This is a genomic window from Streptococcus marimammalium DSM 18627 (assembly GCF_000380045.1).
Classification (GTDB): Bacteria; Bacillota; Bacilli; order Lactobacillales; family Streptococcaceae; genus Streptococcus; species Streptococcus marimammalium.
This window is the reverse complement of the sequence record NZ_KB904351.1, coordinates 99371-125890: the sequence shown is the minus strand read 5'-3', so window position 1 is coordinate 125890 and position 26520 is coordinate 99371. Positions and strand designations below refer to the sequence as shown.

General features: G+C 32.2%; 31 protein-coding genes and 1 tRNA gene. 5 read left to right on the top strand and 27 right to left on the bottom strand.

The window, feature by feature from the left end; genetic code table 11:
- Window positions 1–21 precede the first annotated feature (21 nt).
- The 4 genes from A3I1_RS08140 to eno all read right to left on the bottom strand — a co-directional run bounded on the left by A3I1_RS08140 (window position 22) and on the right by eno (window position 2991).
- A complete protein-coding gene (locus tag A3I1_RS08140) occupies window positions 22–402 on the bottom strand; it encodes an NUDIX hydrolase (RefSeq protein ID WP_018370028.1) in 381 nt (126 codons plus the stop codon).
- Window positions 403–481: 79 nt separating this feature from the next.
- On the bottom strand, window positions 482–952 hold the full coding sequence (locus A3I1_RS0104015) for an NUDIX hydrolase (RefSeq protein ID WP_018370027.1): 471 nt from the start codon (window positions 950–952) through the stop codon (window positions 482–484).
- A gap of 129 nt (window positions 953–1081) precedes the next feature.
- On the bottom strand, window positions 1082–1495 hold the full coding sequence (ndk, locus tag A3I1_RS0104010; RefSeq protein WP_018370026.1) for a nucleoside-diphosphate kinase: 414 nt from the start codon (window positions 1493–1495) through the stop codon (window positions 1082–1084).
- A gap of 188 nt (window positions 1496–1683) precedes the next feature.
- Window positions 1684–2991: a surface-displayed alpha-enolase gene (gene eno, locus A3I1_RS0104005; RefSeq protein WP_018370025.1), complete on the bottom strand. Its 1308-nt coding sequence runs from the start codon at window positions 2989–2991 to the stop codon at window positions 1684–1686.
- Window positions 2992–3206: 215 nt separating this feature from the next.
- Here eno and A3I1_RS0104000 point away from each other — a divergent pair, with 215 nt between their 5' ends.
- Complete coding sequence (locus A3I1_RS0104000; RefSeq protein WP_018370024.1) at window positions 3207–3665, top strand: YueI family protein; 459 nt, start codon at window positions 3207–3209, stop codon at window positions 3663–3665.
- Between the two features lie 40 nt (window positions 3666–3705).
- Here A3I1_RS0104000 and A3I1_RS0103995 read toward each other — a convergent pair whose 3' ends face one another.
- The 11 genes from A3I1_RS0103995 to add form a co-directional block, all read right to left on the bottom strand.
- The gene (locus A3I1_RS0103995; RefSeq protein WP_018370023.1) at window positions 3706–4488 is read right to left on the bottom strand and encodes a sulfite exporter TauE/SafE family protein; all 783 of its coding nucleotides are present in this window, start codon (window positions 4486–4488) and stop codon (window positions 3706–3708) included.
- A 233-nt stretch (window positions 4489–4721) separates the two neighbouring features.
- Window positions 4722–5366, bottom strand: coding sequence for a phosphoserine phosphatase SerB (gene serB / locus A3I1_RS0103990; protein ID WP_018370022.1), 645 nt, complete (start codon window positions 5364–5366; stop codon window positions 4722–4724).
- Window positions 5367–5466: 100 nt separating this feature from the next.
- Entirely contained in the window at window positions 5467–7191 is a 1725-nt protein-coding gene (gene ezrA / locus A3I1_RS0103985; protein ID WP_018370021.1) for a septation ring formation regulator EzrA, read from the bottom strand.
- A gap of 83 nt (window positions 7192–7274) precedes the next feature.
- Window positions 7275–9221, bottom strand: coding sequence for a DNA topoisomerase (ATP-hydrolyzing) subunit B (gene gyrB, locus A3I1_RS0103980; protein ID WP_018370020.1), 1947 nt, complete (start codon window positions 9219–9221; stop codon window positions 7275–7277).
- A 216-nt stretch (window positions 9222–9437) separates the two neighbouring features.
- The gene (locus A3I1_RS0103975) at window positions 9438–10652 is read right to left on the bottom strand and encodes an FtsW/RodA/SpoVE family cell cycle protein (protein ID WP_018370019.1); all 1215 of its coding nucleotides are present in this window, start codon (window positions 10650–10652) and stop codon (window positions 9438–9440) included.
- A 127-nt stretch (window positions 10653–10779) separates the two neighbouring features.
- Window positions 10780–10851, bottom strand: a tRNA-Arg gene (locus tag A3I1_RS0103970).
- A gap of 43 nt (window positions 10852–10894) precedes the next feature.
- A complete protein-coding gene (rplS, locus tag A3I1_RS0103965) occupies window positions 10895–11242 on the bottom strand; it encodes a 50S ribosomal protein L19 (protein ID WP_018370018.1) in 348 nt (115 codons plus the stop codon).
- A 134-nt stretch (window positions 11243–11376) separates the two neighbouring features.
- A complete protein-coding gene (locus tag A3I1_RS0103960) occupies window positions 11377–12582 on the bottom strand; it encodes a chloride channel protein (protein ID WP_018370017.1) in 1206 nt (401 codons plus the stop codon).
- Entirely contained in the window at window positions 12572–12847 is a 276-nt protein-coding gene (locus A3I1_RS0103955; protein WP_018370016.1) for a chorismate mutase, read from the bottom strand. The genes A3I1_RS0103960 and A3I1_RS0103955 overlap by 11 nt, the downstream gene beginning before the upstream one ends.
- Before the next feature lie 245 nt (window positions 12848–13092).
- Window positions 13093–13539 carry a flavodoxin gene (locus A3I1_RS0103950; protein ID WP_018370015.1) on the bottom strand — a complete coding sequence of 149 codons (447 nt, stop codon included), beginning with the start codon at window positions 13537–13539 and terminating at the stop codon, window positions 13093–13095.
- 61 nt (window positions 13540–13600) lie between these two features.
- Window positions 13601–14623, bottom strand: coding sequence for an adenosine deaminase (gene add / locus A3I1_RS0103945; RefSeq protein WP_018370014.1), 1023 nt, complete (start codon window positions 14621–14623; stop codon window positions 13601–13603).
- Between the two features lie 105 nt (window positions 14624–14728).
- Between add and A3I1_RS0103940 the strand changes: the two genes are divergently transcribed.
- From A3I1_RS0103940 to A3I1_RS0103930, 3 genes are all read left to right on the top strand, one after another.
- Complete coding sequence (locus A3I1_RS0103940; RefSeq protein ID WP_018370013.1) at window positions 14729–15175, top strand: GNAT family N-acetyltransferase; 447 nt, start codon at window positions 14729–14731, stop codon at window positions 15173–15175.
- Entirely contained in the window at window positions 15172–16122 is a 951-nt protein-coding gene (locus A3I1_RS0103935) for a DHH family phosphoesterase (protein WP_018370012.1), read from the top strand. The genes A3I1_RS0103940 and A3I1_RS0103935 overlap by 4 nt, the downstream gene beginning before the upstream one ends.
- Before the next feature lie 110 nt (window positions 16123–16232).
- Window positions 16233–16493, top strand: a complete 261-nt coding sequence (locus A3I1_RS0103930; protein ID WP_018370011.1) for a type B 50S ribosomal protein L31 — start codon at window positions 16233–16235, stop codon at window positions 16491–16493.
- Window positions 16494–16548: 55 nt separating this feature from the next.
- On the opposite strand, the gene A3I1_RS08500 is transcribed toward A3I1_RS0103930, so the two are convergent.
- From A3I1_RS08500 to A3I1_RS0103905, 6 genes are all read right to left on the bottom strand, one after another.
- The gene (locus tag A3I1_RS08500) at window positions 16549–16695 is read right to left on the bottom strand and encodes a hypothetical protein (RefSeq protein WP_169332631.1); all 147 of its coding nucleotides are present in this window, start codon (window positions 16693–16695) and stop codon (window positions 16549–16551) included.
- A gap of 146 nt (window positions 16696–16841) precedes the next feature.
- Complete coding sequence (locus A3I1_RS0103925) at window positions 16842–17072, bottom strand: hypothetical protein (protein ID WP_018370010.1); 231 nt, start codon at window positions 17070–17072, stop codon at window positions 16842–16844.
- Between the two features lie 75 nt (window positions 17073–17147).
- The gene (locus A3I1_RS0103920) at window positions 17148–17423 is read right to left on the bottom strand and encodes an HU family DNA-binding protein (protein WP_018370009.1); all 276 of its coding nucleotides are present in this window, start codon (window positions 17421–17423) and stop codon (window positions 17148–17150) included.
- An 88-nt stretch (window positions 17424–17511) separates the two neighbouring features.
- Entirely contained in the window at window positions 17512–18117 is a 606-nt protein-coding gene (locus A3I1_RS0103915; protein WP_018370008.1) for a YpmS family protein, read from the bottom strand.
- Window positions 18095–18931: an SGNH/GDSL hydrolase family protein gene (locus A3I1_RS0103910; protein WP_018370007.1), complete on the bottom strand. Its 837-nt coding sequence runs from the start codon at window positions 18929–18931 to the stop codon at window positions 18095–18097. The genes A3I1_RS0103915 and A3I1_RS0103910 overlap by 23 nt, the downstream gene beginning before the upstream one ends.
- Window positions 18924–19760: a DegV family protein gene (locus A3I1_RS0103905; RefSeq protein WP_018370006.1), complete on the bottom strand. Its 837-nt coding sequence runs from the start codon at window positions 19758–19760 to the stop codon at window positions 18924–18926. Before A3I1_RS0103905 ends, A3I1_RS0103910 begins: the two co-directional genes overlap by 8 nt.
- Window positions 19761–19834: 74 nt before the next feature.
- Between A3I1_RS0103905 and trhA the strand changes: the two genes are divergently transcribed.
- On the top strand, window positions 19835–20473 hold the full coding sequence (trhA, locus tag A3I1_RS0103900; protein WP_018370005.1) for a PAQR family membrane homeostasis protein TrhA: 639 nt from the start codon (window positions 19835–19837) through the stop codon (window positions 20471–20473).
- 33 nt (window positions 20474–20506) lie between these two features.
- On the opposite strand, the gene recN is transcribed toward trhA, so the two are convergent.
- From recN to A3I1_RS0103870, 6 genes are all read right to left on the bottom strand, one after another.
- Window positions 20507–22174, bottom strand: a complete 1668-nt coding sequence (gene recN / locus A3I1_RS0103895) for a DNA repair protein RecN (RefSeq protein WP_018370004.1) — start codon at window positions 22172–22174, stop codon at window positions 20507–20509.
- Window positions 22175–22328: 154 nt separating this feature from the next.
- Window positions 22329–23159, bottom strand: coding sequence for a TlyA family RNA methyltransferase (locus A3I1_RS0103890; RefSeq protein ID WP_018370003.1), 831 nt, complete (start codon window positions 23157–23159; stop codon window positions 22329–22331).
- Window positions 23152–24012, bottom strand: coding sequence for a polyprenyl synthetase family protein (locus A3I1_RS0103885; RefSeq protein ID WP_018370002.1), 861 nt, complete (start codon window positions 24010–24012; stop codon window positions 23152–23154). Before A3I1_RS0103885 ends, A3I1_RS0103890 begins: the two co-directional genes overlap by 8 nt.
- A 9-nt stretch (window positions 24013–24021) precedes the next feature.
- A complete protein-coding gene (locus A3I1_RS0103880) occupies window positions 24022–24237 on the bottom strand; it encodes an exodeoxyribonuclease VII small subunit (RefSeq protein WP_018370001.1) in 216 nt (71 codons plus the stop codon).
- Window positions 24224–25555, bottom strand: a complete 1332-nt coding sequence (xseA, locus tag A3I1_RS0103875) for an exodeoxyribonuclease VII large subunit (RefSeq protein ID WP_018370000.1) — start codon at window positions 25553–25555, stop codon at window positions 24224–24226. Before xseA ends, A3I1_RS0103880 begins: the two co-directional genes overlap by 14 nt.
- A gap of 101 nt (window positions 25556–25656) precedes the next feature.
- Complete coding sequence (locus A3I1_RS0103870; RefSeq protein ID WP_018369999.1) at window positions 25657–26508, bottom strand: bifunctional methylenetetrahydrofolate dehydrogenase/methenyltetrahydrofolate cyclohydrolase; 852 nt, start codon at window positions 26506–26508, stop codon at window positions 25657–25659.
- Window positions 26509–26520: the final 12 nt, after the last annotated feature.

The window sequence follows — 26520 nt, the reverse complement described above, 5'->3', positions numbered from 1 at the left end:
TTTTATAATAAATACATTGTCTTAGCGCTCATTTCTTAAATTGAAAACATGTTGCAAAGTAGTTTTTGGCTGTAATAAAACCTTTTTTAAAAATTCTGGTTTAAGATTGAAGTCCGCTAAATCATTTAACGATAACCATTTAACAGGTAAATGTCCATCTTCGAAAACCTGACAAGGTGCCGTCTCAAGAAGAGTAACAGCATAATGGAACTCAATATTATGAAACTCTTTATCAGATAAAGAAAACTTGTTTTCGACCACAAACAATAAGTTGGAAACTTGACAAGCAATACCCAATTCTTCCATTACCTCACGTTGGACTGCTTCTTTTGTAGATTCACCAACCTCAATAGCACCTCCGGGTAGATAGTAAGTCTCTTTTTCTTCATTAAAATAAGTCAACAGTTAATTATTCTCAATAATAATGGCTTAACCTCTAACGCCAAAAATAGTCTGATTGCGTTCATGTCTAAAATCATTTTTAATCATAAAAAGTGACCTCCTTATCCACTAATTTTTTATTGACATAGGAAAATTTAGCAGAAAAGAAAGGATAATCCTCTAAAATCCAGTTTAAGATTTCATAATCACCTTCCCAAGTTGGTTTTTTTAAAACCTCCTCATAAGGTACCCACTCTAGTGTTCCCTCTGGGGAATCTTTTATCAGCTCTCCTTCAAATCCTATTACCTTAAAAACGTATGTATACCAATCCTCTTCAGGAGTAAAGTTTGGAAAAGTGATAATACCTTTAAGAGCCATTTGGGTGACAGTCAATCCAGTTTCTTCAAAAATCTCACGTTTAGCACACTCCTCAGGGCTTTCTCCTTGTTCGATTTTACCACCAACACTAATCCACTTGCCCGAGTGAATATCATTATCTTTTTTATTCCTGTGAAGCAATAATAAAGCTTTATCATTATCGATATAACAAATTGTTGCTAATTTTACCATTATCTCTCCAAAACCTTTTTATTCATTATACCAAAGTTTTAGAAGTTATGGGCAGTCTAAACTTTTCTTAAAATAAAAAATGTCAGAAAAAATTCTAACATTCTTTGAAAATTTTTTTCTCTTACCATATTAACTAAACCAAATGGCAATTTCTCTTTTGGCTGCTTCTGTTGAATCTGATCCATGCACAATATTAAAAATTCCACCTTCTTCTCCTGGAGCTTGAGCAAAATCTCCTCTAATGGTACCAGGCAAAGCATCTTTAGGATTGGTAACACCCATCATGGTTCGCCAGGATGAAACAACACGATTACCTGAAATCACTCCAATAACAATTGGACCGCTTGTCATGTAATCTTGTAATTCTGGGAAAAATGGTTTTTTAATGAGAGCTTCATAGTGTCGTTCTAGTAGCTCTTGGGTTGCCATACGCATATCTAATTTTTCAATAATAAACCCACGACGCTCGATTCTTTTAATGACCTCTCCTACTAAGCCTCTTTTGACACCATCTGGTTTAATGATAAATAAGGTTTTTTCCATCATTTATCCTCACATTCCTTTTTTATTATATTATAACATGAAAACCCTTTCAAAATAGTTATTATTTGTAATTTATAAATAAAACTACCAAATAAAAGGTAATTTTCCACATCCGTTAAATTTTCTCTCTCTTTTGAAAAAAAGCCCTCTAGTTAAACTAGGGGCTTAAAAGCTTATTGTATCAAGGCTTATTTTTTCAAGTTGTAGAATGATTTCAAACCACGGTATTCAGCCACTTCACCAAGTTGATCTTCAATGCGAAGTAATTGATTATATTTAGCAATACGATCAGTACGTGATAATGAACCCGTTTTAATTTGACCAGCATTTGTTGCCACAGCAATATCAGCAATGGTTGAATCTTCAGTTTCACCTGAACGATGTGAAACAACTGCAGTATATCCTGCTTCTTTAGCCATTTCAATAGCTTCAAAAGTTTCAGTCAAAGTACCGATTTGGTTAACTTTAATAAGAATTGAGTTCGCAGCATTTTCAGCAATACCACGAGCTAGATAGTCAGTGTTAGTTACAAAGAAGTCATCTCCAACCAATTGTACACGTCCACCAAGACGAGAAGTAAGAGCTTTCCAACCATCCCAGTCATTTTCATCCATACCATCTTCGATTGTAATGATTGGGTATTTATTAACTAATTCTTCAAGGTAATCAACTTGTTCAGCTGCAGTACGAATAGCCGCACCTTCACCTTCAAATTTAGTGTAGTCGTATACTTTACGTTCTTTATCATAAAATTCAGATGAAGCTACGTCAAAACCGATCATAATTCCATTTTCACCAGCTTCATATCCAGCAGTTTCAATTGCTTTAAGAATAGTTTCAACGCCATCTTCAGTTCCTTCAAACTTAGGTGCAAATCCACCTTCGTCACCAACAGCAGTCACAAGACCACGCTCTTTAAGAATTTTCTTAAGAGCATGAAAAACTTCAGCACCCCAACGAAGACCCTCTTTAAAAGTAGGTGCTCCTACAGGAATGATCATAAATTCTTGGAAAGCAATTGGGGCATCAGAATGCGAACCACCATTAATGATATTCATCATTGGAGTAGGAAGAGCTTTTGCGTTAAATCCACCAAGATAGTTATATAGTGGAATTTCTAGATAATCAGCTGCTGCGCGTGCTACAGCAATAGATACACCTAAAATAGCGTTAGCTCCCAATTTACCTTTATTTGGAGTACCGTCAAGAGCAATCATTGCACGGTCAATAGCTTGTTGATCACGAACATCATAACCAATAAGAGCTTCAGCAATAACGTTGTTTACGTTGTCAACAGCTTTTTGAGTTCCAAGACCAAGGTAACGAGACTTGTCCCCATCACGAAGTTCAACTGCTTCGTGCTCACCAGTTGAAGCACCTGAAGGAACCATACCACGTCCAAAAGCACCTGATTCAGTATAAACTTCTACTTCAAGTGTTGGGTTCCCGCGAGAGTCTAGGACTTCGCGAGCGTAAACATCAGTAATAATTGACATATAATACTCTCCTTATGAGTTTAATTTTTTACATGTTAATAATACCACAAAGTCATATCATAATCAAGATTTTACCTTTTTAAAAAAGTTTGAATGAAATAAGAATTTGAAGAAACAAATACAATATTTTTTATTTTAATGTTTTATGACAGCCTTCTCTTCTACTTTTATCAAAAATTAGTGTATAATAGTAATAAAGAATAAAGAGGTGAATTATGACAGATTTGCACGAAAAAGTATTAAAAGGAGCTTTTGGCGAAAAACGCTTGAATCCTGATGAACAGCGTTATTATCTAGGAACATTTTCTGAACGAGTCGTCCTTACTATTCTCATTGAAATGACTGAAAAAGATAAAATTAAAACATTCTTTCCAAAAGCTCTCGAACATCTTACTGAGCAATATGATAGGAAATTATTTGTTAAAATATCTCCACAAATTGCTCTTAGCCTCCAAATGCACTACTTAAAAATAGCTCAAGAACATGGGATTAATGCTACTATTATTGATGAAAAATCATCAAATTCTCCATTTGGGGTCGTTATTCATACGCAATCACCTGAATATCTTGATAAAACTGATATTTTTGATGTTTTTCCCAAACTTCTCTCTGACAAAAAAGAAACAAATCGTCCACAAAAAAAATCACTTTTTAAACGATTATTTAAAAAATAAAAGACCTCTCCAGACACTAATTGTTAAGAGAGGTTTTTAATTATATTAAATTAATAACAACATTATAAGTTGATAACAAAATAAGAAAAAGAATTAGTAAAAAATAAAGTTTCTCTATTCTTTTAATAGATAAAGATTGATTAAGGCGTGTACCAATCAATCCACCAATTATTGCTGTAATAATTAAAAAAGGAATAATTTTTAAATCGTAAATGATAAAACTACCACCAAGAACAGAAATTCCTAATTTAGATAATTGTGAAAAAAAGATTGTCGCTAAAGAATAAAAAGAAGCTTCTTTAATGGTAAATGAAAAACAAAACATGAGAACTGAAACATTTAACGGTCCACCACCAATACCTAAAAAGACTGAAATCATACCAAGAAAAAAGCCAATCAAAATGCTCGCTATGGTATTTTTGACTTGAAGATTTTTCACCTTTTCTTTTGAAAGAGTATAGTAAAAAATTAATAAAAGTGTAAGCAATAAAATACTTCCTTGAACTGCTTTAACTTGCTGATTATTCCAAATATTAAAAATAAATTGGAAAGCATATTCACCTAAAAACCCACCAAACACTGATCCAAAAGAAAGTGAATAAACAATATTATTATTAAATTCTATTTTTCTTCGAAGTTGTTTATAAAGAGAAATCACACACATTGAAAAAACAGCAACTGAAGAGAAAAAGCCAATTTCATCTACACTATGAAAACCAACTAAGTCAAATAAAGGTTTAATAATAATACCACCACCAAGTCCAGTAGTAGCACCAACAGAAGTAGCAAATAAAACAATTAGGATATAAATTAAGATAATCAAAATTGACTCCTTTTTAGTTATTAGTACCTTCTAGTTTAAAAAAAAAATAATAAAATAGCAATAAGAAGAAGATATTTATATATTAAAAATGAACTTTATTTAAAAAATGAAAAATAGCGGTAAGACCTGACACATGATTATTAAATTAGGTTTAATTATTTATTAGAATTTCGTAAACATGATAAGAATAAAAAAATATAGAAGCTAGGTGTCTATCCTAACCTCTTTATTATTTATAAATAATTATCAATCAATGAAATTACTTTATAAAGATCTGGCTCATTAATTTGATAATCAACTTGCTCTCTTACGATTGGTTTAGCACAAAAAGCAATTCCAAGGCCTGCTCTTTTTAACATTAATAGATCATTGGCTCCATCACCTACTGCTATCGTTTTTGATAACTCAAGCTGATTTTCACTTGCCCACTCTTCTAATTTTTCTTTTTTTATTTCTTTAGTGACAATGTCTCCAGACACTCTTCCAGTCAAAATACCATTCTTCACTTCTAAACGATTGGCTTTAACATAATCAATATTTAATTTTTCAGCAAGTTTATCAACTATTTCGTGAAAACCTCCTGAAACAAGACCAACCTTATAAGAACGCTTATGGAGTTCAGAAACTAATTTTTCAGCACCTTTCGTAAAGTGTAAGTTAATTAAAACGTCTTCAAAAATACTATCTGGTAAGCCTTCTAAAAGAGAAACACGATTTTCCAAAGATTGTCTAAAATCCAACTCACCTCTCATTGCTTTATCTGTAATACTAGCAATTTGCTCGCCTTTACCAATAGCTTTTCCTAATTGATCAATCACCTCTTCTTGAATAAGAGTTGAATCTACATCCATAATTAATAGACCTTTTATCTCTGACATCTTTTCTCCATTCTCTTGCTAATTTGTAAAAAGCACCTTGCCTTAGATATTCCTATTCAATAGGGAAATTAAGGCTAAGTGCTTTTAGTTATGACTATTTTTAAAAGCCAACTTTTTCTCTTGTTTTTTCATAAGAACTAACAAAACGTTCAGTGACGCCTGGCTCAACTGTTTCAAGTGTATAAGAAATTTCTTCAAATGAAGCTTGATAATCAAAATGAACTTCAAACAATTCCAAAGCTCTTTCAAAACTTTCTTGAACAGAAGCTTCAAAACTACGATAACGATTTGAATACTGTAATAGTTGCTCTGTTAAGGTAGCATTTTCAATGACCTGATAAGTTGTCTCTTCAAGAGTTGCTAGAGCTCCTGTTGCAGCGTCAGTTAGTTTTAAAACAATATTAATATCTACTCTTCCACGACTAAGTTCATCTCTTAAAGCTTCTAACTGAGAGCTTGTGGTAAAGAAAGTACTTAAGAAATGTTGTGGAATACCAGGTAAATTTTTCTTTTCCATATAACGTTTAATAATATGAAGTTTGTTGATATAATTGTCAAGTGTTTGACGTGATGTCTCTTCAAGTGCTTCAATATCTTTAAATGTTTCTAAAATAGCAAATTGTTCTTTCTCAATTTCTGATAAATGTTCATAAGTTTTCATAAGAGAATCTTTTAAAACTGAAAAAGGTTTTTTTCTATCTTCAATAGCTTCAATAACAGTAGTTGTTTCTGATTTTAAAGTTGCTAGCTGCTCTTTAAATGTTTGTAATTTTTCAATATGCTTTTCATCTAAAAGATAACGATGAGACAAACGTTGATATTCATTAATTAATTTTTGATTATTTTCATTATTATGGTCAATAAATTTTGGAATAACAGTTTTTTCTTTATTGACCTTTTTGAAGGCCGCAATTTCTTTTTCAAACAAAGCATATAAAGAATCAATACTTTCTTGGATATCTTTATTGGCATCTTCTGCTTTATCTAAATCTAATAATGTTAAATCTTCTACTGTTTTAGCAATAGCTTCTCTAATTTCCTGGAAACGTACTTCAATATCATCCTCAATAAATTGATAATCCTCTTCCAAAAGTCGTCCATAACCAGTTTCTAAATCATCTAGTTGATCTGGAAAATCATCTTCAAGTTTCACGACAATGGCAGGAATTTTTTCAGTAATTTGAGAAAGAGCAATGGTATGCTCCTCAGCAAGTTCTAAAATATTAGCAGCTTCAATTGGGTCGCCAGAGGAATTCAAAGTCACAAATTGTGAAAATTCACCTTGGATATTTTTTAACTGCTTACCAATTTCCGTCATGGTCGGACCATAATTATCAGCATTTTCAGCAATATCATTTTGAAGAGATTCATACATATCAAGAGCATGTGTCACACGTGAACTATTTTTTCCTTCTTGTTCCTTAAGAACTTCAAGTGCCTCTCTGATACCTTTTATATCTTCTTCCACTAAATTTAGTTGGCTTTCGATACTGTTGATTTCATTTTTTGCTTTAAAGAAATTAAAGGTTGCATTTAGATTTTCTGCTTCAAAAATATGATTTTCAATATCACTGAAAGAATTGAGTGACAAATCAACCCATTTTTGATTCCATTCACGAAAAGCAGTTTGACTTTGGCCAATGAGATGAAGATTTTTAACTTCTTCAATTTCATCATTAACAGGCAAATCAAAAAGTTCTTGTTTTCGTTCTTCTAACTTTACAATCAAGTCATCATTACGTTTTCTTATAATTGTAGCTATAAGATAAGTAATGATAACTAATAAAACTATTCCTACTATTAATAAGACGATTCCACTGGTCATCTTAATCTCCTTAACTTATCATTTTTACTAATATGGTCTATAACATTACGATTATACCACACTTCTATACAGTTTACAAAAACTTATATATCTAATGTGCTATAAACAGCGTTTTCTTCAATAAACTCACGTCTAGGCTCAACCTTATCTCCCATAAGCATTTCAAAAACACGATCAGCTTCTGCACCATCTTCGATAGAAACCTGTGCCATTAAACGTCTTTCTGGATCCATGGTAGTTTCCCAAAGTTGATGATCGTCCATTTCTCCCAAACCTTTATATCGTTGAACTGATGGTTTAAAACGACCCTCACTATATTTTTTCATAGCAATTTTCAATTCTTCTTCTTGATTTGGACCAGGCTGAATATATTGTTTAATCTCACTTCCTACTTTAATGCCATAAATTGGGGGTTGAGCAATGTAAACAAAACCGGCTTCTAAAACCGGCCGCATAAAGCGGTAAATCAATGTTAATAAGAGAGTCCTAATATGAGCACCATCAACATCAGCATCTGTCATAATCACTAATTTATGGTAACGTGCTTTTTCAACATCAAAAGCATTACCAAATCCTGTTCCCATTGCAGTAAAAATTGTTCTAATTTCCTCATTAGACAAAATCTTATCCATTGTTGCTTTTTCGACATTTAGTATTTTCCCACGGATAGGTAGAATAGCTTGAAATTCACGATTTCGACCAGATTTAGCAGACCCTCCTGCTGAATCTCCCTCAACAATAAATAATTCATTTTGAGCAGCAACATTTGAAGAACAGTCCGCTAACTTCCCAGGTAAATTTGAAATTTCAAGCCCTGATTTTTTTCTTGTTACTTCTCTTGCTCTTTTAGCAGCGATGCGAGCTTTACTAGCTAATATTCCTTTTTCAACAATTTTCTTAGCAGTTTGAGGATTTTCTAATAGGAAGCGATTAAAGGCCTCACTGAAAAGTCGATTTGTAATTTTAACAACTTCACTATTACCTAATTTGGTTTTAGTTTGCCCTTCAAACTGAGGATTAGGGTGTTTAATAGATATAACAGCAGTCAATCCTTCACGAACATCATCACCTGTTAGATTATCGTCATTGTCTTTTAAAATTTTATTTTTCTTAGCATAATCATTAATAACACGTGTTAAAGCTGTTCTAAAACCTTGTTCATGTGTACCACCTTCATGTGTATGAATATTATTAGCAAAACTCATTACATTTTCATGATATCCAGTGGTATATTGCATAGCTACTTCAACAGCAATACCATCCATTTCCCCTTCAGTATAAATAGGGGTTTCAAAAATAACTTGCTTATCAGTATTAATAAATTCTACGTAACTAGCAATTCCACCTTCGTAATAAAACTCCAAATCGTTGGGATTATTTTCACGTTTATCTGTAATTGCTATCCTTAATCCACGGTTTAAAAATGCTAATTCTTGAATACGCTTTGCCAATTTATTAAAATCAAACTCAATAGTTTCTGTGAAAATCTCAGCATCAGGAATAAAGTGAACAGTTGTACCAGAAAGATCTGTCTCTCCAATAATTTTTAAATCAGCAACAACTTGACCTCTTTGATACTCTTGATAGTATATTTTGCCATTTTTATATACTTTAACATCTAATTGACTAGATAGAGCATTGACAACTGAGGAGCCCACTCCGTGAAGACCTCCAGATACCTTATAGCCTCCACCACCAAACTTACCTCCTGCATGAAGCACTGTAAAGACAGTTTCAACTGCTGGTCTACCAGTTTTTTCTTGAATACCTACTGGAATCCCTCGACCATCGTCAGATACAGTTATAGAGTTATCTGGTTCAATGAATACCTTGATTTGCTTAGCAAATCCAGCCAAAGCTTCATCAATGGAATTATCGACAATTTCCCAAACCAAGTGGTGCAATCCTTCTTTTGATGTAGAGCCTATATACATCCCTGGACGCATACGAACAGCCTCTAATCCTTCTAAAACTTGTATTTGACTGGCATCGTATTCATTTGCTAAATCATTTTTCTTATCTTTTACCATTCGCCCTAACCTTATCATTATTATTTAATTTTATTAATCGCTAATAGAACAAAAAATTCTTACTTCTTTTAATAACTGATTTACTATAAATCCATTGTTATTGTCAACTATTAATCAATTGAATAGAGTGTATAACAAACTCATTATATACGATATTTATTATAACATATTTTTATGGTTTTTACACTATTTTGAATAGGAAAAAAAGCTCTATTACTAGAACTTTTCAATATCAATTAACTCTTGGTTTTCAACGAAGGTCTCTTTGAATTTTTGATTTTGATAAGACATAGATAAAATTAGACCAACCCCTAATAAGTTGGAAATTAAAGAGCTTCCTCCTTGAGATATAAAGGGTAAAGGGATACCTGTGAGAGGCAAAACACCAATAGCTGCACCAATATTTTCAAAAACATGAAATAAAATCATCATGATAAACCCTGTTGAGATATATGTATAAAATAGATTATTGGTTTCAAAAGTGACTCGAATCATCCGATAGATTAAAAATAAATAGAGTACTAAAAGAATACTTGAACCGATAAAACCAAAATTTTCGGCGATAACTGTAAAAATCATATCACTTTCTCTAACTGGAACTACTAGGTCCACAACATTTATTCCTTTACCAGTAAAACCACCACTTCCAATAGAAATCATTCCTTGAGTTTGTTGATAAGCAATAGAATCAGCAAAATCAAAAGGATTAAGCCAAGCCGAGATACGGTTAATTTGATATGTATCCATTCCTAATTTAAAAAGAAAGGACTTACCTGTTGGAGAAAGAAATATGGCTAAAAAAACTACTCCACCGGTTATAATTAATGTTGTCGCAAAAACAATTAATTGCCAGGAAATACCAGATAATAAAATAAGTCCCGACAAGATAGCCATAAATACTAAAGCTGTCCCTAAATCCTTTTGCAAAGTCAGTAAGAACAAAACAGGAAACGTTAATAAACCATATACTAAAAGTAACTTTAAATCATCCTTAAAATTGTGGTCAACCACTTCTTGCTGTAATTTAACAGTTGCTTGTGATAACATCAAAATATAGGAAATTTTCATAAACTCTGAGGGTTGAAATAGCGTTGTATTACCTATAGTAATCCAGTTTTTAGCTCCTGTTAGAGCAACTAATTGGGGACTATAAAAAAATAAGGGCAATACCATTAAAATAATGCCAAATAGGTAGAGAAAGGGAGTTATTTTCCACAAAAACTCTGTACTAAATAACATAACAATAAAACTTAGAACAAATCCTAATATAATCCATAAAACTTGTTGTGTCAAAACAGTTGATAAATTTTCAGGATAATCATGGTTAATAGCTATATAAACAGCTAATAAACCAATAACTAATAAAATAAAGACTGGTAAAATCAATAAATAATCAATTCTATCGTCAATAATTTTTTTTAATTTTTCCATGCCAACCTCTCAACTTATCATCATTTTATTATTTTTAAAAATTGCCATTTTTCCTTTTAAAATAATATATTTTTTGCTTATTAACAAATGAAAACCTTATATTAAAGTTTATAGAGTTAATACAAAATGTCCCCTGTAGGAATCGAACCTACAACGACTTCTTAGGAGGAAGTTGTTATATCCATTTAACTAAGGGAACTGATAAAAAAATCTGCCCAAATGAGCAGATTTGTTAACTCATCTTAACGACGAATTTCTTTGATACGTGCAGCTTTACCTTGCAAAGCACGTAAGTAGTATAATTTCGCACGACGAACTTTACCATAACGAACAACTTCGATTTTATCAACACGAGGTGTGTGAAGTGGGAAAGTACGTTCTACACCAATACCACTTGATAATTTACGAACAGTATACATTTCTGAAATGCCTTGACCTTTACGAGAGATAACAACACCCTCAAAGATCTGAATACGTTCACGAGTTCCTTCGACAACTTTCGCATGAACACGAACAGTGTCACCAGGACGAAACGATGGGATATCAGTACGAAGTTGACCTTCAGTCAAACTTTGAATTAATGGATTCATTTTATTTTCTCCTTATCTTACTAATCTTAAGAGCATTATCTTAGCGGATTAGCCGTTTATTATGTGTCCATTACACACGTAGTCTATTCTATCAGATTATTCTAATATTGTAAAGATAAATTTCAGCTTACTACTTAATATTTTTGTTCTCCATAGATACTATTTTTTTGACCAAAACTCAAGGCAAAAACCATAACAATAAAGAAATAAGGTAAATTCTCCATACCAAAAATCTCTGCCCCAATTAAAATAGGAGCTAAAAAGGTGCTTGTTGCACTTCCAAACACGCTAGCATAGCCAAGAGCTGCAGCTAAAGGAATAGGAAACCCAAAAATTGGAGCCAAAAAGACACCCAAACTTGAACCAATTGCAAATAGAGGTGTTACCTCCCCACCTTGAAAGCCAATCGCTAACGTAAGAATAGTAAGTACTAATTTTAAGAGCCAATCATAACTGAAAATGGTATTACCATTAAAACTCGCTTCAATCAGATTTGTTCCAAGTCCTGAATAACGCCCCATATCTAATAAAAGAAAAGTAAGTGCTAAAATAAAACCTATAAGAGCAACACGTAGATAAGCATTTGGAAACTTATCAATTAACCAATTCTTCAATTTCTTTAACCCAAAAGCAAAAAAATTACCAACCAAACCAAATAAAAATCCTAATAATGCTAATTTCACAAATATAATTGGAGTGATTGTTAAAGAAATATCAATCGGTACTTCAAAATGCTCTAACCCTAGAAAATGTGAGGTTTGACTCGCAGTATAAGAAGCTACTAAAACAGGAGTCAAAGCTGACAATCTAATACGACCAACAAATAATACCTCAATAGCAAATAAGGTTGCTGCAAGAGGTGTTTGAAAAAGACCAGCAAATCCTGCAGCCATACCAGTAATTAAAAATAGACTACGATTATCTTTTTCAAATGTTTTACTGAAAAAATTTGAAATGGTGGCACCAATTTGGACAGCAACCCCTTCACGACCAGCACTACCACCAAACAAATGAGTCATCCATGTCGTTATTATAACTAAGGGAATTAACCTCTTAGGAATTGTCTTGTCTTGACCGTGACCAACACGAAAAACTAAACCCATACCACCACTAGCTTTTCCACCATAATATTGATATAAAAATATTATAAAAAGGCCAGCAAAAGGCAAGAGAGGGATTAAAAACAAAGGGTGCTTTGCTCGTACATCACCAATTAAAAGGAGAATACGACCAAAAATCATATCAAATGCTCCTGTTACTAGACCTATTATTACACCCATAATAATAAACAAGAATTGTTTTTTAATAAATGTTATGATGTTCTTGCTATCAAAAGTCATTTTTTAGTCTTTCTTCTTGAAATTTTTTTGAGTGAAACATGATGTCTTTAAAAGAAGCTACAATTGCTTCTTGATATGAATCATTTTTAATTTGTTGAGCAACTTTTTCTAAAATATCTTCTTCTCTTTGTTGATCTAAAATTGCCATTTTAAAAGCTTTTTTATAAGTAACAACTTGACTAACTAGTGCCATTCTCTCTTCTAAAAGACCAATAAGTGCTTGATCAACAAGATCGATAGCCTGACGAGTTTTTTCTAATGACATACTAACTCCTACTCTAAAGTTTCTTTCATTATATAGGATTATAACAGACTTGACAAGCTAAGTGAAATTCTGTTAGTTCATTGATAAACCATGCTAAAAAGGCTAGAAAAAGCGTCTAGCCTCTAATTAGTTTTTTTATTTAGCCAAATTGTTAGTCATTATAATCCCTTTAGATAATTTCTATATTTTGACTAAATATAAAATGAAGGTAACTGGTATCTTTTTTTAAAATAACTTTTTTCCTTTTAGTGATTAAATCTATTAGAAAGTTCTTCAGCAAAAGCCTCTAAACGTTCAATATCTTCATCCTCTGCAGCCAAGTCGACTTTAACACTATCAGCTCCTTTAGTTGCTCCTGTCATTGCAAAAGCATCTTCAAAATCATCAACTGATTGGCAGAAATTATCATAAAAGGTATCTCCAGAACCGACCACACCATAAACTTTCCCAGAAAGATCCAATTCTTTCAAATCATCATAAAAATCAAGTATTTCATCAGGCAACTCACCCTCACCATAAGTATAGGTAGCAATAATAACAATATCACCATCTTCAAACTCACTAGCATCAACCATTGTACACTCATTAATATCGACGGTATGTCCTAGTTCCTCTAATTTTTTTGCAACGATATCAGCAATTTCCTCAGTATTACCAGTCATACTAGCATAAACAATTTGTGCAAAAGCCATAGTCTCCTCCTCATTATATTGGTTTTATTATATCATAAATAATTACTTGAAAACAATTAGATTATAAGAGATATGGATGATAACTTTCTTTTAAACGTTTTAAAAGAACTTTTTTCTCTTTAGCTGTTGTAAAACTAGCTAAAATTGCATTTTGATTGAAGCGATAAAAGTCAGAAATAGATGTATTGAAATACTGATGATACAAAGCATACTCTTTTGTTAAATTAGTATTAGAAACTGTTCGATTGTCAGTATTAATCGTTATTTTAAGACCGGCTTCATAAAATAATTGATATGGAAAGTCTGCAATACTTCTAGCAGCCTTTGTTTGTAAATTACTAGTTAAACACATTTCTGCCGTAGCATTTGATGCTTTAAATTCTTCGATTAACTCAGGCTTTTGATACAAGGCTGTGACATGACCAAATCTTTTGATACCAAGTTGTATACCATAGTTAATATTGTTGGGACAATGACATTCTCCAGCATGAAAGGTTAGAGGAAGTCCCAAATCTTGCGTATTTTTAATAATATCCTTTAACTCAGATGTTGGAAAATCAGCTTCATTACCTGCAAAATCAAAACCAACTAGACCATTTCCTGATAGTTTAATTACCTCTTTAAAAATGCCTTGTGTGACTTCTTTTTGACTTTGTTTCAAACCACAAACCAATAAACGTGCTATAATATCAAACTCTTTCATAGCTTTATTTAAACCATCAAGAACAGCTTCAACAGTATCAAGAGCAGAGAGATTTTCATCCATAGACAATTCTGGTGCAAATCGAACTTCAATGTAGATAACATTTTCTTTTGCAGCTTGTTTCACGACATCATACGCTGCAAGAGAAAGTGCAGCTTTTGTTTGTAATAACGGTCTAATAAAATCAAACGTTTTTAAATAATCCATAAGATTATCAGAATCTTCTGCTACTGTTACTAATTTTCTTAAGGCTTCATCTTCCGTTGGGATAGCAATATTTGCTTTCATAGCCAACTGTCTTATCACCTCTAAAGACAAGGAACCATCTAAGTGACAATGGAGTTCTGTTTTCTTTAAATCATGCCATTTATTATCAATCATATTGTACTTCTTTCACCTGTGATATTGCTTTATATCATAACATATTTCTCTTGATTTTCCAGTTTTTCTGTGATATATTTTGGATATTATTGGGAGGAATTATCTATGTGGTACTCGAAACATTTTGATCAATTAACTTCTGAAGAATTATTTATCATTTTAAAAGAGCGTGTCCGAGTCTTTGTTGTTGAACAAAATTGTGCTTACCAAGAGATTGATGAAGAAGATTTAACTGCCATTCATCTCTTTTGTCTTAAGGATAATAAATTAATGGCGTATTGTCGACTGATTCCTCAAGAAAATCAGGTAAAACTTGGACGCGTTTTGGTTCCTTATTCATTTCGTCAAAAAGGATTAGGAAGAAAATTGATACTAAAAGCTAGAGAATTTTGGCAACAACACTATCAAGTGCCACTTTTTGCACAAGCGCAAGCTTACTTGAAGGACTTTTATCAAGAATTTGGCTTTGAAAGCATTTCTGAGGTTTACCTTGAAGATGATATCCCCCACATTGATATGATATTAACAAAAACAGATAAGGATAATTTATGACAACCTATGAAGCTATTTTAGAAAAAATTAAAGAACATCAGACAATCATTATTCATCGTCATATGAAACCTGATCCCGATGCTATTGGTAGTCAGGTGGGATTTAAACAATTAATTCAGCATAATTTCCCCGAAAAAAAAGTTTTGGTTACTGGTTTTAATGAGCCAACTCTAGAATGGTTAGCAAAAATGGATAATGTTTTAGATGATGATTACAAAAATGCTTTGGTTATTGTGACTGACACAGCAAACACACCTCGTATTGATGATAAACGTTATAGCACTGGTAATTTTTTAATTAAAATGGACCATCATCCTAATGATGATCCTTATGGCAATCTTTATTTTGTTGATACCAATGCTTCAAGCGCCAGTGAAATTGTTGCTGATTTTGCTTATCAAATGCAACTAGAATTAACCTCTGATGTTGCTCGTCTTCTTTATGCTGGTATTGTAGGGGATACTGGACGATTTCTTTATCCAGCAACTAGTAGTAAAACTTTAGAAATTGCAAGCCAACTACGTCAATTTGATTTTGATTTTTCTGAAGTTTCGAGACAAATGGATTCTTTTCCTTATAAAATTGCTAAACTACAAGGGTTTGTTTATGATCATTTAGAAATTGATGAAAATGGTGTCGCTCGTGTTTTTCTCACCAGAGACATTATGGACAAATTCCAGGTAAGTGATGCAGAAACTGCGGCTATTGTCTCAGCACCTGGTAAAATTGACTCAATTGTGACTTGGGCAATTTTTGTTGAACAACCAGACGGACATTATCGCGTCCGTTTAAGAAGTAAGACCGTTGTTATTAATGCTATTGCTAAAAAACATGATGGTGGTGGCCACCCACTAGCAAGTGGTGCTAATTCTTATTCTGCTGAAGAAAATGAAACTATTTACCAAGAATTAAGACAAGCAGTCCAAAAAGAAAAAAATACTCCATAAACCATTAAAAAATAAAGAAAAAGGTTGTCAAAACATTAAAATTTTGATAAACTAATAGAGTTATTAAACTATGACTCAAAAAGGGTTATGGCAGAAAGGAAAATGACATAATGAAAAAAGATATCCATCCAGATTACCGTCCAGTAGTATTTCTTGATACTTCAACTGGTTACCAATTCCTTAGTGGTTCAACAAAACCAACTAAAGAAACTGTTGAATTTGAAGGTGAAACTTACCCACTTATTCGTGTGGAAATTTCATCAGACTCACATCCATTCTATACAGGACGTCAAAAATTCACACAAGCAGACGGACGTGTGGACCGTTTCAACAAAAAATATGGTCTCAAAGACGCAAACGCTGCGCAATAAGCAAAATAATGATAAAAAGGCATATCCAACGGACATGCCTTTTTTGTTATATCTATCACTGACAAACTCTCCTAAAATCTAGTTTAATCAATTGCTCGGCTTCTAAAATAGTGATTAATGGGTAGCCATCAAGATCTTTAGAAAATCCTAACGATTGGTAAAAAGCATTAGAGATGTCATCATTTTTGTCAGTGATTAACATCAATTGACGAATAGCTGCCTATTTCAAAAAAAAGCTATTCATTAATCCTCGACCAATTCCTTTTTTATGGTGAAATAATTTGATAATGACATCTTAAACGTAAAAATAATTTTCTCATTGCCAATACACTTTACAAAATTAATCAATTAATTCTTTTTAAAAATATTTAGAATATAAAGAGATTGCTCAAAAGCACGAGAAAGTTTATGTTTGTCACTTAAATATTCTGACCATTGATTTTCACGATAAATCTGATATACCTCATCAATTCGTTCTGAACGAAATGTTTTATATTCAATCATAGTCCCCTCCACAATTGATTTTTCTTTTTTAAATTTGATAGAACTATAATAAGATAATCCCAACTTTATTACCATTTTTTTGCTCTTGCAAACAAAAAAAGCTATCAACCAAGCTAAAATGCTTGATATGATTAGCTTTTTTATGTTCTATTATTTAACAGCGTCTTTAAGAGCTTTACCAGCTTTGAAAGCAGGTACTTTTGAAGCTGCGATTTGGATTTCTTTTCCAGTTTGTGGGTTGCGACCTTTACGAGCTGCACGTTCACGAACTTCAAAGTTACCAAAACCAATTAATTGAACTTTTTCACCTTTTGAAAGGTAATCTGTAACTGCTCCAAAAACAGCATCAACTGCTACTGCAGAGTCCTTTTTAGTCAATTTAGTAGCTTCTGCCACTTTTGCAATCAAATCTTGCTTATTAGCCATTTAACAATTCCTCCAATATATTTATGAGTTTTATACTCTAACAAGTATTATCATACCTAAAAATTATTATTTGGTCAAGCATTTAATGTTATTTTATTGTTTTTTTATAAATATCAAAACTAATAGCATCATTAATCAAATCTAAGGTTGTTGCTTTTAAATAAATCTTATTATCAATTATCATTGATTGAATATTGATATTAATAATTGCTTCGTCTGGTAAAATTTCAACAAACTCTGGGATATCATATGTATTATTAATATACTTTAAAACATCTTTTTCTGGTAAAGGAAGTGTCCCAGCAGATATAGATGTTGTTTTTAGTTGAATAGCTCCACTTGATAATTTATAAGGTTCAAAATACACATAAAGTGGCACATCATAACCCAAAATTTTATAGGTTCCTTCAAACAAAATAGATTTCGAGCTGATATAGATGTTGTAAGTTAAATCTGATGTTTGATATTTTTTTAGATAGGTTGCCAGTGTTTTATTTAATTGCTCTTTTGTTGTTGAAATTTGACCAATTTTAAAATCATCAGTTATTTGATTAAAAACTGTATTTTTTTCCGGCTCTCTTTCTTGTAATAATCTTGAAGCAACAATTCCTAAAAAACTAAGATTTAAAGCAATTAGGATTAAAAAGCAATACTTCCAATAATTTCTTAATTTACCATCTTTCTCTTGTTTCATTAATTTTCTCCATCATTGCATTGGTTATAATTTGATAGCCTATATTATTTGGGTGGAAATGATCATCTTCAAATAGTGTATTATTAATCACAAAACTTGATGAACTATCTGACTCAACTATTCCTTCTTTTCCATTATAACCTTTATAAAGTAGATCATTGATTGGAACAAAGTAAATATTCTCATATTCTGAAACAACAGCAATTGTTGCTTCGTTCCATCCATCTATAATTTCCTGCATTTCAACAATTTCTGGAAAATTAAGATAAAAAGGGTTATAGATCCCCAGAATATATATTGGTAAGTTAGCATTTTCTTTTCTAGCCAGGTTAATGATTTGACGCAAACGTTTTTGATAATTTTTTTGAGCCTGATCAAAAGAGGATAAATCAAGATGACTTAAATTCTTTTTTATCACAGACATGACATCATTACCACCAATTGTGAGAGTCATAAAATCTGCTTTTTTAATTGCAGGGATAATCATTTCATCTTTTGTCATTCTTTTCAATATTTGTTGACTAGTATTTCCAGCAACACCAAAATTATTTGAAATAACATGATAATTATAATTTGTTTCTAACTGATCTGACAATAAAGAGACAAATCCACCTTGATTTGTCGTATCACCTGTCCCTTGTGTTAAAGAATCTCCTAAAGCCACATAATGAAGTTTTGGTGTCTTGTTTTCTAAAAAATCATTTTTAGTGAATTGAGGATTTGATTGGGGAATAAGAAAATAAAATATAGTTGAAAAGATGACTAATAGACCGACAAAAAAGAGACTATCATTTATTAATTTTTTTTTACTCATAACGAATCATTATGGCGAATGCGCCCTCTCCTGTATGGGTTTGAATGATTGAACCGGTTTCTAAAATAACAATATCAGAATCAACAAATTTTTGTAGTTGCTCCTTTAATTGATTAGCAAATTCATCTGTACCAGCATAAGAAATTGTGATTTCAGCAACGGCTTTATTTTCCAATTTATGACTTAATTCTGTTAACCATTTATAAAAAGTCTTGTTACCTCTTCCTTTAACCACTGGATGCAGTTCATGGTTTTGTAATGCCATAACAATTTTTATATTAAAGAGAGAACTAATCATACCCGCAACTCTGCTCACTCGACCACCTTTAATAAGATTTTCAAGTGTTGACAAGCCAATAAATAATTCTGTTTTGTTTTTAACCTCTTCTATTTTAACTAAAATATCTTTAAGATTCACTCCTTTTTGTAAAAGCTTTGCTGCTTCAACAACTTGGTATTTCATTGCTTGATCAGTAAAAGACGAATCTAAAACAATAATATCTCCACCAACAAGAGCTGCACCTTGACGGGCTGCTTCAACTGTTCCAGACAAAGAATGTGTAATGTGAATCGAAACAATAGTGTCGTAGCCTTCTTTAAAAATCTTTTCATAAGTATCTGCAAACAATCCAACAGGAGGTTGACTAGTTTTAGGAAGATGGGTGCTATTTATCATCATATTCAAAAATTGACCTTCTTTAAGATCATTATCAGAATAGACTACCCCATCAACCATCACAGACAATGGAACTACAGTAATATTATATTTTTCAAGAAGTTCAGACTCTATTGTGATAGAAGAATCTGTCACTATTTTAATACTTGCCATTTTAACCTCTTTTTTATATTTTTTTATTGTTTATGTTATTATTATAACAAATAAATATTAAGTTGGGGGATTTTATGACATCTAAACATTATAACATTATCAATGAAGTCTTAAATGCCATTACTCACTCAATTGGTGTTATTCTAGCAATTATTGGATTAAAATTATTACTAGATAAAGCATCAACTCACCAATCTCAATTAGAAATAATAGCTTATAGCATTTATGGTATATCACTTATCACGTTATTTCTTTCTTCAACACTTTATCATATCTTATCTTTTAGTAAATACAAAAGACTTTTTAAAGTGTTTGATCACTCTGCTATCTTTTTGTTAATTGCGGGCACCTATACACCATATTGCTTAATAACACTAAAGGGATGGATTGGGTGGACACTACTTAGTCTAGTTTGGGCTTGTGCTATTAGTGGCATCACAATGAAAATTATTTTCTTAAAACCAAAAAAAAGTATTTCTAAAATATCCACTTTATTATATATTATTATGGGATGGCTAATTGTTTTTGCTGCGAAACCTCTATGGGATAATCTTCCAATAAATGGCATTTTACTTCTCTTTTTTGGAGGTGTTACTTATACAGTGGGAGCAATCATTTATGCTATAAAGTTTCCTTTTAATCATGTTATTTGGCATTGTTTTATCCTAGTTGCTGCCTATTTGATGTGGATTTCAATTTATTTCTATGTTTAATGTCATCTCCATCAAAACACCCACTAAGAAAACTTAGAGGGTGTTTTTTTCTAGTAATTCTTTAGCTTGTGCACGTGCTGTAGCAGTCACGTCATTACCAGCTAACATTTTGGCAATTTCTTCAATTCGTTCTTCATTACTTAATAATCTTACTGTTGATACTGTTGAGGTGGCATTACTTATTTTTTCAATGAAAAATTGATGATCAGCTTTAGCAATAACTTGTGGCAAATGAGAAATGGCTAGCACTTGAGCATGTTGTGAAATCAGATGAATTTTTTCAGCAATGGCTTGTGCTACCCTACCGGAAACACCTGTATCTACTTCATCAAAAACAATACTAGTTCTTTCAAGCGTTTTAGAAAAAACAGCCTTAATGGCTAACATCAAACGTGACAATTCTCCACCAGATGCAATTTTAATAAGAGGTTTAAAAGTTTCCCCAGGATTTGTTGAAATGTAAAAAGCGACACTCTCATTACCCAAGCGGTTAAATTTACCTTCTGAGAAAACAACCTTAAAATCAGCTTTTTCCATATAAAGATCTTTTAATTCTCGTTTGATATTTTCTTCCAATTCTTTAGCAAGCTCATGACGTTTTTGATTCAATTTTTTCACCGTTAAAACAAGTGAATGTTCTAAGGTTTTTAATTTTGCTTCACTATCATCCATTGCCTCATCACTAGCTGTTAAGAATTGATATTCCAAAGTAATATTAGAAAGATAAACCAATACATCATTAACACTACCACCATACTTTCGTGTGATGGTATTGATAATATCTAGGCGACTATCAATACTTAGTAATTGATTGGCATCATAGTCCAAATCATCAATAATATCAGACAAACGCTTTGAAACGTCCTCTAAAACATAATAGGATTCCTGAATATCTTTTGAAATCTCATGATATCGGCTATCGTATCTTTCAATGCTTTCAATTTCATTCATAGCAGATTTGATATTGTCCAAACTCGAAAAATCATCATTATCTAATTGTTGATAGGCTTCAGTCAGAGCATCAGCAATTTTTTTATGATTCATTAAGCGATTTCGTTCTTCTTGTAAGAGCTTATCTTCGTCTTTTTTTAAGTCTGCACTTTCTATTTCTGAAATTTGATAAGCTAACATTTCAATCCTAGCTTTATTATCACTCTCATTCTTTTTTTTAAGAAGAACAGACTTTCTCAATTCTTTATAAGCATCAAAAAATTTTTGATAGTCTTCTTTTATCTCTTGAAATTCTTTTGAACCAAACTGGTCTAACATGAGAATATGATGCGATTGTTTCATCAATTCTTCTTGATCATGCTGACCGTGGATGTCTACTAATTCTTGTCCAATAATTTTAAGAATAGTTAGATTTACCATATGTCCATTAATACGACTGATGCTTCTACCATTACTGAAGATTTCTCTACGAATAATCAATTCATCACTATCATCAATACCATTGTCAATCAACAACTGCTTAAGCCTTGTTTTTTTTCTAATATCAAATAATCCTTCTATTTCAGCTTTTTTTGAACCATTCCGAACTGATTCAGAGTTGGCTCTAGCTCCAAGCATCATATTCATAGCATCAATAATAATTGACTTTCCAGCCCCAGTTTCACCGGTTAAAACAGTCATGCCATTGTCAAAATGTAGCGAAATATCTTCTATAATGGCAAAATGACGAATAGAAATGTTTAATAACATTTTTATCTCCTTACTACTTTAATCATCTTGTTTATTCTAATAATTCTTTTCTTAGTTAAACAGTATCTAAAGGGCTCTTCTTTTCAATATGGGTTAGTATTCATCTTTTTATTTCGATACAGCACTTTAGAATAATATGTTACAGTATCTTTAATTACTCAGATTTTTCATTATTGTTAAACTCTTTATGGGCTTTTTCAATAACTTTTTTGATATCATCCTCCACCATATTAAGAGGTGAATTTGCTTTTTCTAAAAAGAGAAGAAATTCTATATTGCCTTGACCACCTTGAATAGGAGAAAAATCTAGCTGTTTCACACTAAAACTATTCTCAATAGCAAATTGACTGACAGAAATAATCACTTTTTCATGAACAGCTCTATCTTTTACAATCCCATTTTTACCTATTTGTTCTCGACCAGCCTCAAATTGAGGCTTGACTAAGGCAACAACTTGACCTTTTTCTGGAAGAATTTTTGAAAGAGCTGGCAAAATTAAACCAAGGGAAATAAAACTAACATCAATTGAAGCAAATTCAGGTTGTTTTTCTGTAAAATCATGGGGATTTGCATAACGAAAATTATACTGTTCCATGCTTTTAACACGTACATCTTTTCTTAATTTCCAAACCAATTGATTTGTGCCAACATCAACAGCATAAACCAAGTTAGCACCATTTTGAAGCATGACATCTGTAAAGCCACCAGTAGAAGCACCAATATCTAGCGTCGTCTTATCAGCTACCGAGAGATTAAACACTTGTAAAGCCTTTTCTAATTTTAATCCTCCACGACTAACATATTTCAATTTTTCACCTTTTAATTTTAATTCGGTGTTCTCATCAATTTTTTCACCTGGTTTATCAAATCGTTCACCATTTAAAACGGAAATCACTAAACCAGCCATCACACCACGTTTAGCTTTTTCTCTTGTATCAAATAGACCTTGACGATAAGCAAGTACATCTACTCTTTCTTTAGGCATTAAATCGTAACCTTTCTATGATGGTTTTAATAGCTTGACTATCAAACTGATGAGTCTTTTCAAAATTAGAAAAAATCAAAAGTACTTCCTCTAAAGATTGATTTAGAATAGTAATTGACTTGTCTAAACCAAATAAACTTGGATAAGTTGTCTTCTTAGCGGCAAGGTCTTTATTTGGAGTTTTTCCAATTTCAGAAAAAGTAGCAGTCACATCTAAAATATCATCTCTCACCTGAAAAGCCAAGCCAATAAGTTGCCCTGCTTTATTAAGTAAGGCCATGCCTTTTTCATCTAAATCAGAAATAATTCCTGCAGCAATAAATGGAAATGCTAATAATTTTCCAGTTTTATTGCTATGAATGGCAACTAAGTCAACTTCTTTTAAGGTTTGACATTCTCCTTTAATATCAAGCGCTTGCCCTCCAACCATACCTCTACTACCTGAAGAATCAGATAAAAGACCAACCAGTTGTACAATTTTATCATCAGCTAGCTTTGAAGAAGCTAATAAACCAAAAGCATCTAAAAATAAAGCATCTCCTGCTAAAATAGCAGTGGCTTCATCAAATTTTTTATGATTGGTCAATTTGCCACGACGATAATCATCATTATCCATAGCCGGTAAATCATCATGAATTAAACTACCTGTATGAACCATCTCTATACTAGCTGCAATACGATAGTGATCATTTTGTAGTGAAATGCCAAAACCTTCTAAAAGCATCAAAAATAAAAGTGGTCGAAGACGTTTACCACCTGCATCAACAGAATAAAGAATAGCTTTAGTTAAATCGGTTGAAACAACGATATCCTCATAATAAGACCTAATGACTTCATTAGTAAATTCAATCATCTTGCCCCTTTAATCCATTTCTTTTTCAGTATCATCAGCTTGCATGACTTTAACTAACGTTTTTTCAGCTTCATTGAGTATTTTTTGTAATTCTTTTGATAAAATCATCCCTTTTTGGAATTCAGAAATGGCCTCTTCCAGTGGCACATCACCATTTTCTAATTTTGAGACAATAACTTCTAAATCTTGTAAATTTTCTTCAAATGTTTTATTATTTTTTGACATTTTTAACCTCCACTTCAATTTGACCATCACGCATACTGATGTTCAAGCTATCTCCTTTAACTATTTTTTCAACGGATCCTATCACTTGATTTTCCTTATGCACAATAGCATATCCTCTTGCAACAATCCTTGACGTATCAAGAGATAATAATGCTTCTTGAGATTTTTCAACCCGTTTTAAAGACTTTTCATAAAGCGTGTTTATCTGATGAGTTAATAAACGATTGGTCTGTTCAATATGATCCTGATAAGTTTTAATTCTTTTTAATAAATTAATTGCCACTAATCCATTAACCAACAAAAGTGTATGATGCTCTTTTTGACGATAAGATTCCTTAAAAAGATTAGCCATTTGATTGGTCAATTTATCGAGTTTTTGCAGATAACTATCATAAAGTCTTTCAGGCTGTCTAAAAATAACTGATCCTGCTAATTGATTAAGATGATCTTTTTTTATCTTCAACTGTTGCATCATGATGCTATATAGTCGTGTCTGTCTCTCATTTAAGTATTGATAAACATCCGCCTTTGTAACAGGTGTAGCAAGTTCAGCTGCAGCTGTTGGGGTAGCCGCACGCCTATCGGCTGCGAAGTCAGCTAAGGTTGTATCAGTTTCATGACCGACACTTGAAATAATTGGCAATCGTGACAAAAAAATCGCTTCTACAACAATTTCTTCATTAAAACTCCACAAATCCTCAATTGAGCCACCACCACGGCCAACAATTAAAATGTCTAAATCATCTCTTAAATTGGCTTTTTTGATATTAGCTACGATTTCCTCAGCACTACCAGGACCTTGAACTTTAGTTGGAAACAACAATATTTCAACACCTGGGAAACGTCTTTGAACAGTTGTAATGATGTCTCTAATAACTGCCCCACTTTGGCTAGTAACAATGCCTATCTTCTTAACAAATTGAGGAAGTTGTTGTTTATGTTTTTGATCAAAATAACCTGCTTTAGTTAGTTTTTTCTTGAGTTGTTCAAACTGAACGGCTAGTACACCAATACCATCTGGCTCAGCTTTTTCAATTAAGATAGAGTAAGAACCATTAGGTTCATATAATTGAATTCGACCAATAACATTTAGTTTCATTCCTTCTTCAATCTCAAATTTAAGAGATTTAAAGATACCAGACCACATCGTTGCCTGAATTACAGCTTTATCATCTTTTAATGAAAAATATTGATGAGCTGGACGCTTTCTATAATTTGAAACTTCTCCAGTCAAATATACTCTTTCCAAATAAGGATCGCGGTCAAATTTTAATTTTAAATACTTTGTCAAATGAGATACCGATAAATACTCTGACATGCTCTCTCCTCAATTGTTTTTATTATTCTCATTATATCAAAAAAGTGTCTAATAGACACTTTTTATCTGATTCATAATAATCATATAAAGATATTTATTCGTTAATTAATTTTTCTAAGTGCTGATTCATAGGTTTGTTCAAGAAGCATGGTAATTGTCATTGGTCCAACACCTCCTGGTACAGGTGTAATATAGCTAGCAATGTCAGCCACTTCATCAAATTTGACATCTCCGATTAACTTACCATTGTCATCCCGATTCATACCCACATCAATAACAACGGCTCCTGGTTTGACAAAATCTTTTGTAATCATATGGCCTCTTCCAATAGCAACCACCAAAATATCAGCTGTTTTGGCTAATTCTTGTAAGTTTTTTGTGCGAGAATGTGCTATTGTTACTGTAGCATTTTCATCCAATAAAAGTTGGGCCATTGGTTTTCCAACAATATTACTACGACCAATCACAAGAGCATTTTTACCTAAAAGAGAAATATTATATTCCTTAAACATTTCCATAATGCCTGCTGGTGTACAAGGTTTCATGATAGCATGACCGCTCCATAATAATCCCATATTAACAGGATGAAAGCCATCAACATCTTTTTCTGGAGAAATAGCCATCAAAATAGCTTCTTCATCAATATGACGAGGCAATGGCAATTGTACTAGGATACCATGAAATGTTTGATCATTATTATAAGATTTAACCAATGTTAACAAATCTTCTTGACTAATCGTTTCAGGTAGACGAACCACTTCACTCTTGAAACCAGCAGCAAGAGCTGAGCGCTCTTTATTTCTAACATAAACTTGACTAGCTGGATCTTCCCCAACAAGAATAACAACAAGACCTGGCACAATATCATATGTTTGTTTTAAGTCTTTCACTTTTTTAGCAAGATTTGTTTGCATTTTTGTAGCAAGCCTTTTGCCATCAATTTTGGTTACCATTATGTTCTCCTG

What these genes read in the sequence shown, in the direction of transcription:
- A3I1_RS0104015 (WP_018370027.1), bottom strand. Translation starts at nt 952, where the DNA reads ATGGTAAAATTAGCAACAATTTGTTATATCGATAATGATAAAGCTTTA.
- ndk (WP_018370026.1), bottom strand. Translation starts at nt 1,495, where the DNA reads ATGGAAAAAACCTTATTTATCATTAAACCAGATGGTGTCAAAAGAGGC.
- eno (WP_018370025.1), bottom strand. Translation starts at nt 2,991, where the DNA reads ATGTCAATTATTACTGATGTTTACGCTCGCGAAGTCCTAGACTCTCGC.
- A3I1_RS0104000 (WP_018370024.1), top strand. Translation starts at nt 3,207, where the DNA reads ATGACAGATTTGCACGAAAAAGTATTAAAAGGAGCTTTTGGCGAAAAA.
- serB (WP_018370022.1), bottom strand. Translation starts at nt 5,366, where the DNA reads ATGTCAGAGATAAAAGGTCTATTAATTATGGATGTAGATTCAACTCTT.
- ezrA (WP_018370021.1), bottom strand. Translation starts at nt 7,191, where the DNA reads ATGACCAGTGGAATCGTCTTATTAATAGTAGGAATAGTTTTATTAGTT.
- gyrB (WP_018370020.1), bottom strand. Translation starts at nt 9,221, where the DNA reads ATGGTAAAAGATAAGAAAAATGATTTAGCAAATGAATACGATGCCAGT.
- A3I1_RS0103975 (WP_018370019.1), bottom strand. Translation starts at nt 10,652, where the DNA reads ATGGAAAAATTAAAAAAAATTATTGACGATAGAATTGATTATTTATTG.
- rplS (WP_018370018.1), bottom strand. Translation starts at nt 11,242, where the DNA reads ATGAATCCATTAATTCAAAGTTTGACTGAAGGTCAACTTCGTACTGAT.
- A3I1_RS0103960 (WP_018370017.1), bottom strand. Translation starts at nt 12,582, where the DNA reads ATGACTTTTGATAGCAAGAACATCATAACATTTATTAAAAAACAATTC.
- A3I1_RS0103955 (WP_018370016.1), bottom strand. Translation starts at nt 12,847, where the DNA reads ATGTCATTAGAAAAAACTCGTCAGGCTATCGATCTTGTTGATCAAGCA.
- A3I1_RS0103950 (WP_018370015.1), bottom strand. Translation starts at nt 13,539, where the DNA reads ATGGCTTTTGCACAAATTGTTTATGCTAGTATGACTGGTAATACTGAG.
- add (WP_018370014.1), bottom strand. Translation starts at nt 14,623, where the DNA reads ATGATTGATAATAAATGGCATGATTTAAAGAAAACAGAACTCCATTGT.
- A3I1_RS0103940 (WP_018370013.1), top strand. Translation starts at nt 14,729, where the DNA reads ATGTGGTACTCGAAACATTTTGATCAATTAACTTCTGAAGAATTATTT.
- A3I1_RS0103935 (WP_018370012.1), top strand. Translation starts at nt 15,172, where the DNA reads ATGACAACCTATGAAGCTATTTTAGAAAAAATTAAAGAACATCAGACA.
- A3I1_RS0103930 (WP_018370011.1), top strand. Translation starts at nt 16,233, where the DNA reads ATGAAAAAAGATATCCATCCAGATTACCGTCCAGTAGTATTTCTTGAT.
- A3I1_RS08500 (WP_169332631.1), bottom strand. Translation starts at nt 16,695, where the DNA reads ATGTTAATCACTGACAAAAATGATGACATCTCTAATGCTTTTTACCAA.
- A3I1_RS0103925 (WP_018370010.1), bottom strand. Translation starts at nt 17,072, where the DNA reads ATGGTAATAAAGTTGGGATTATCTTATTATAGTTCTATCAAATTTAAA.
- A3I1_RS0103920 (WP_018370009.1), bottom strand. Translation starts at nt 17,423, where the DNA reads ATGGCTAATAAGCAAGATTTGATTGCAAAAGTGGCAGAAGCTACTAAA.
- A3I1_RS0103915 (WP_018370008.1), bottom strand. Translation starts at nt 18,117, where the DNA reads ATGAAACAAGAGAAAGATGGTAAATTAAGAAATTATTGGAAGTATTGC.
- A3I1_RS0103910 (WP_018370007.1), bottom strand. Translation starts at nt 18,931, where the DNA reads ATGAGTAAAAAAAAATTAATAAATGATAGTCTCTTTTTTGTCGGTCTA.
- A3I1_RS0103905 (WP_018370006.1), bottom strand. Translation starts at nt 19,760, where the DNA reads ATGGCAAGTATTAAAATAGTGACAGATTCTTCTATCACAATAGAGTCT.
- trhA (WP_018370005.1), top strand. Translation starts at nt 19,835, where the DNA reads ATGACATCTAAACATTATAACATTATCAATGAAGTCTTAAATGCCATT.
- recN (WP_018370004.1), bottom strand. Translation starts at nt 22,174, where the DNA reads ATGTTATTAAACATTTCTATTCGTCATTTTGCCATTATAGAAGATATT.
- A3I1_RS0103890 (WP_018370003.1), bottom strand. Translation starts at nt 23,159, where the DNA reads ATGCCTAAAGAAAGAGTAGATGTACTTGCTTATCGTCAAGGTCTATTT.
- A3I1_RS0103885 (WP_018370002.1), bottom strand. Translation starts at nt 24,012, where the DNA reads ATGATTGAATTTACTAATGAAGTCATTAGGTCTTATTATGAGGATATC.
- A3I1_RS0103880 (WP_018370001.1), bottom strand. Translation starts at nt 24,237, where the DNA reads ATGTCAAAAAATAATAAAACATTTGAAGAAAATTTACAAGATTTAGAA.
- xseA (WP_018370000.1), bottom strand. Translation starts at nt 25,555, where the DNA reads ATGTCAGAGTATTTATCGGTATCTCATTTGACAAAGTATTTAAAATTA.
- A3I1_RS0103870 (WP_018369999.1), bottom strand. Translation starts at nt 26,508, where the DNA reads ATGGTAACCAAAATTGATGGCAAAAGGCTTGCTACAAAAATGCAAACA.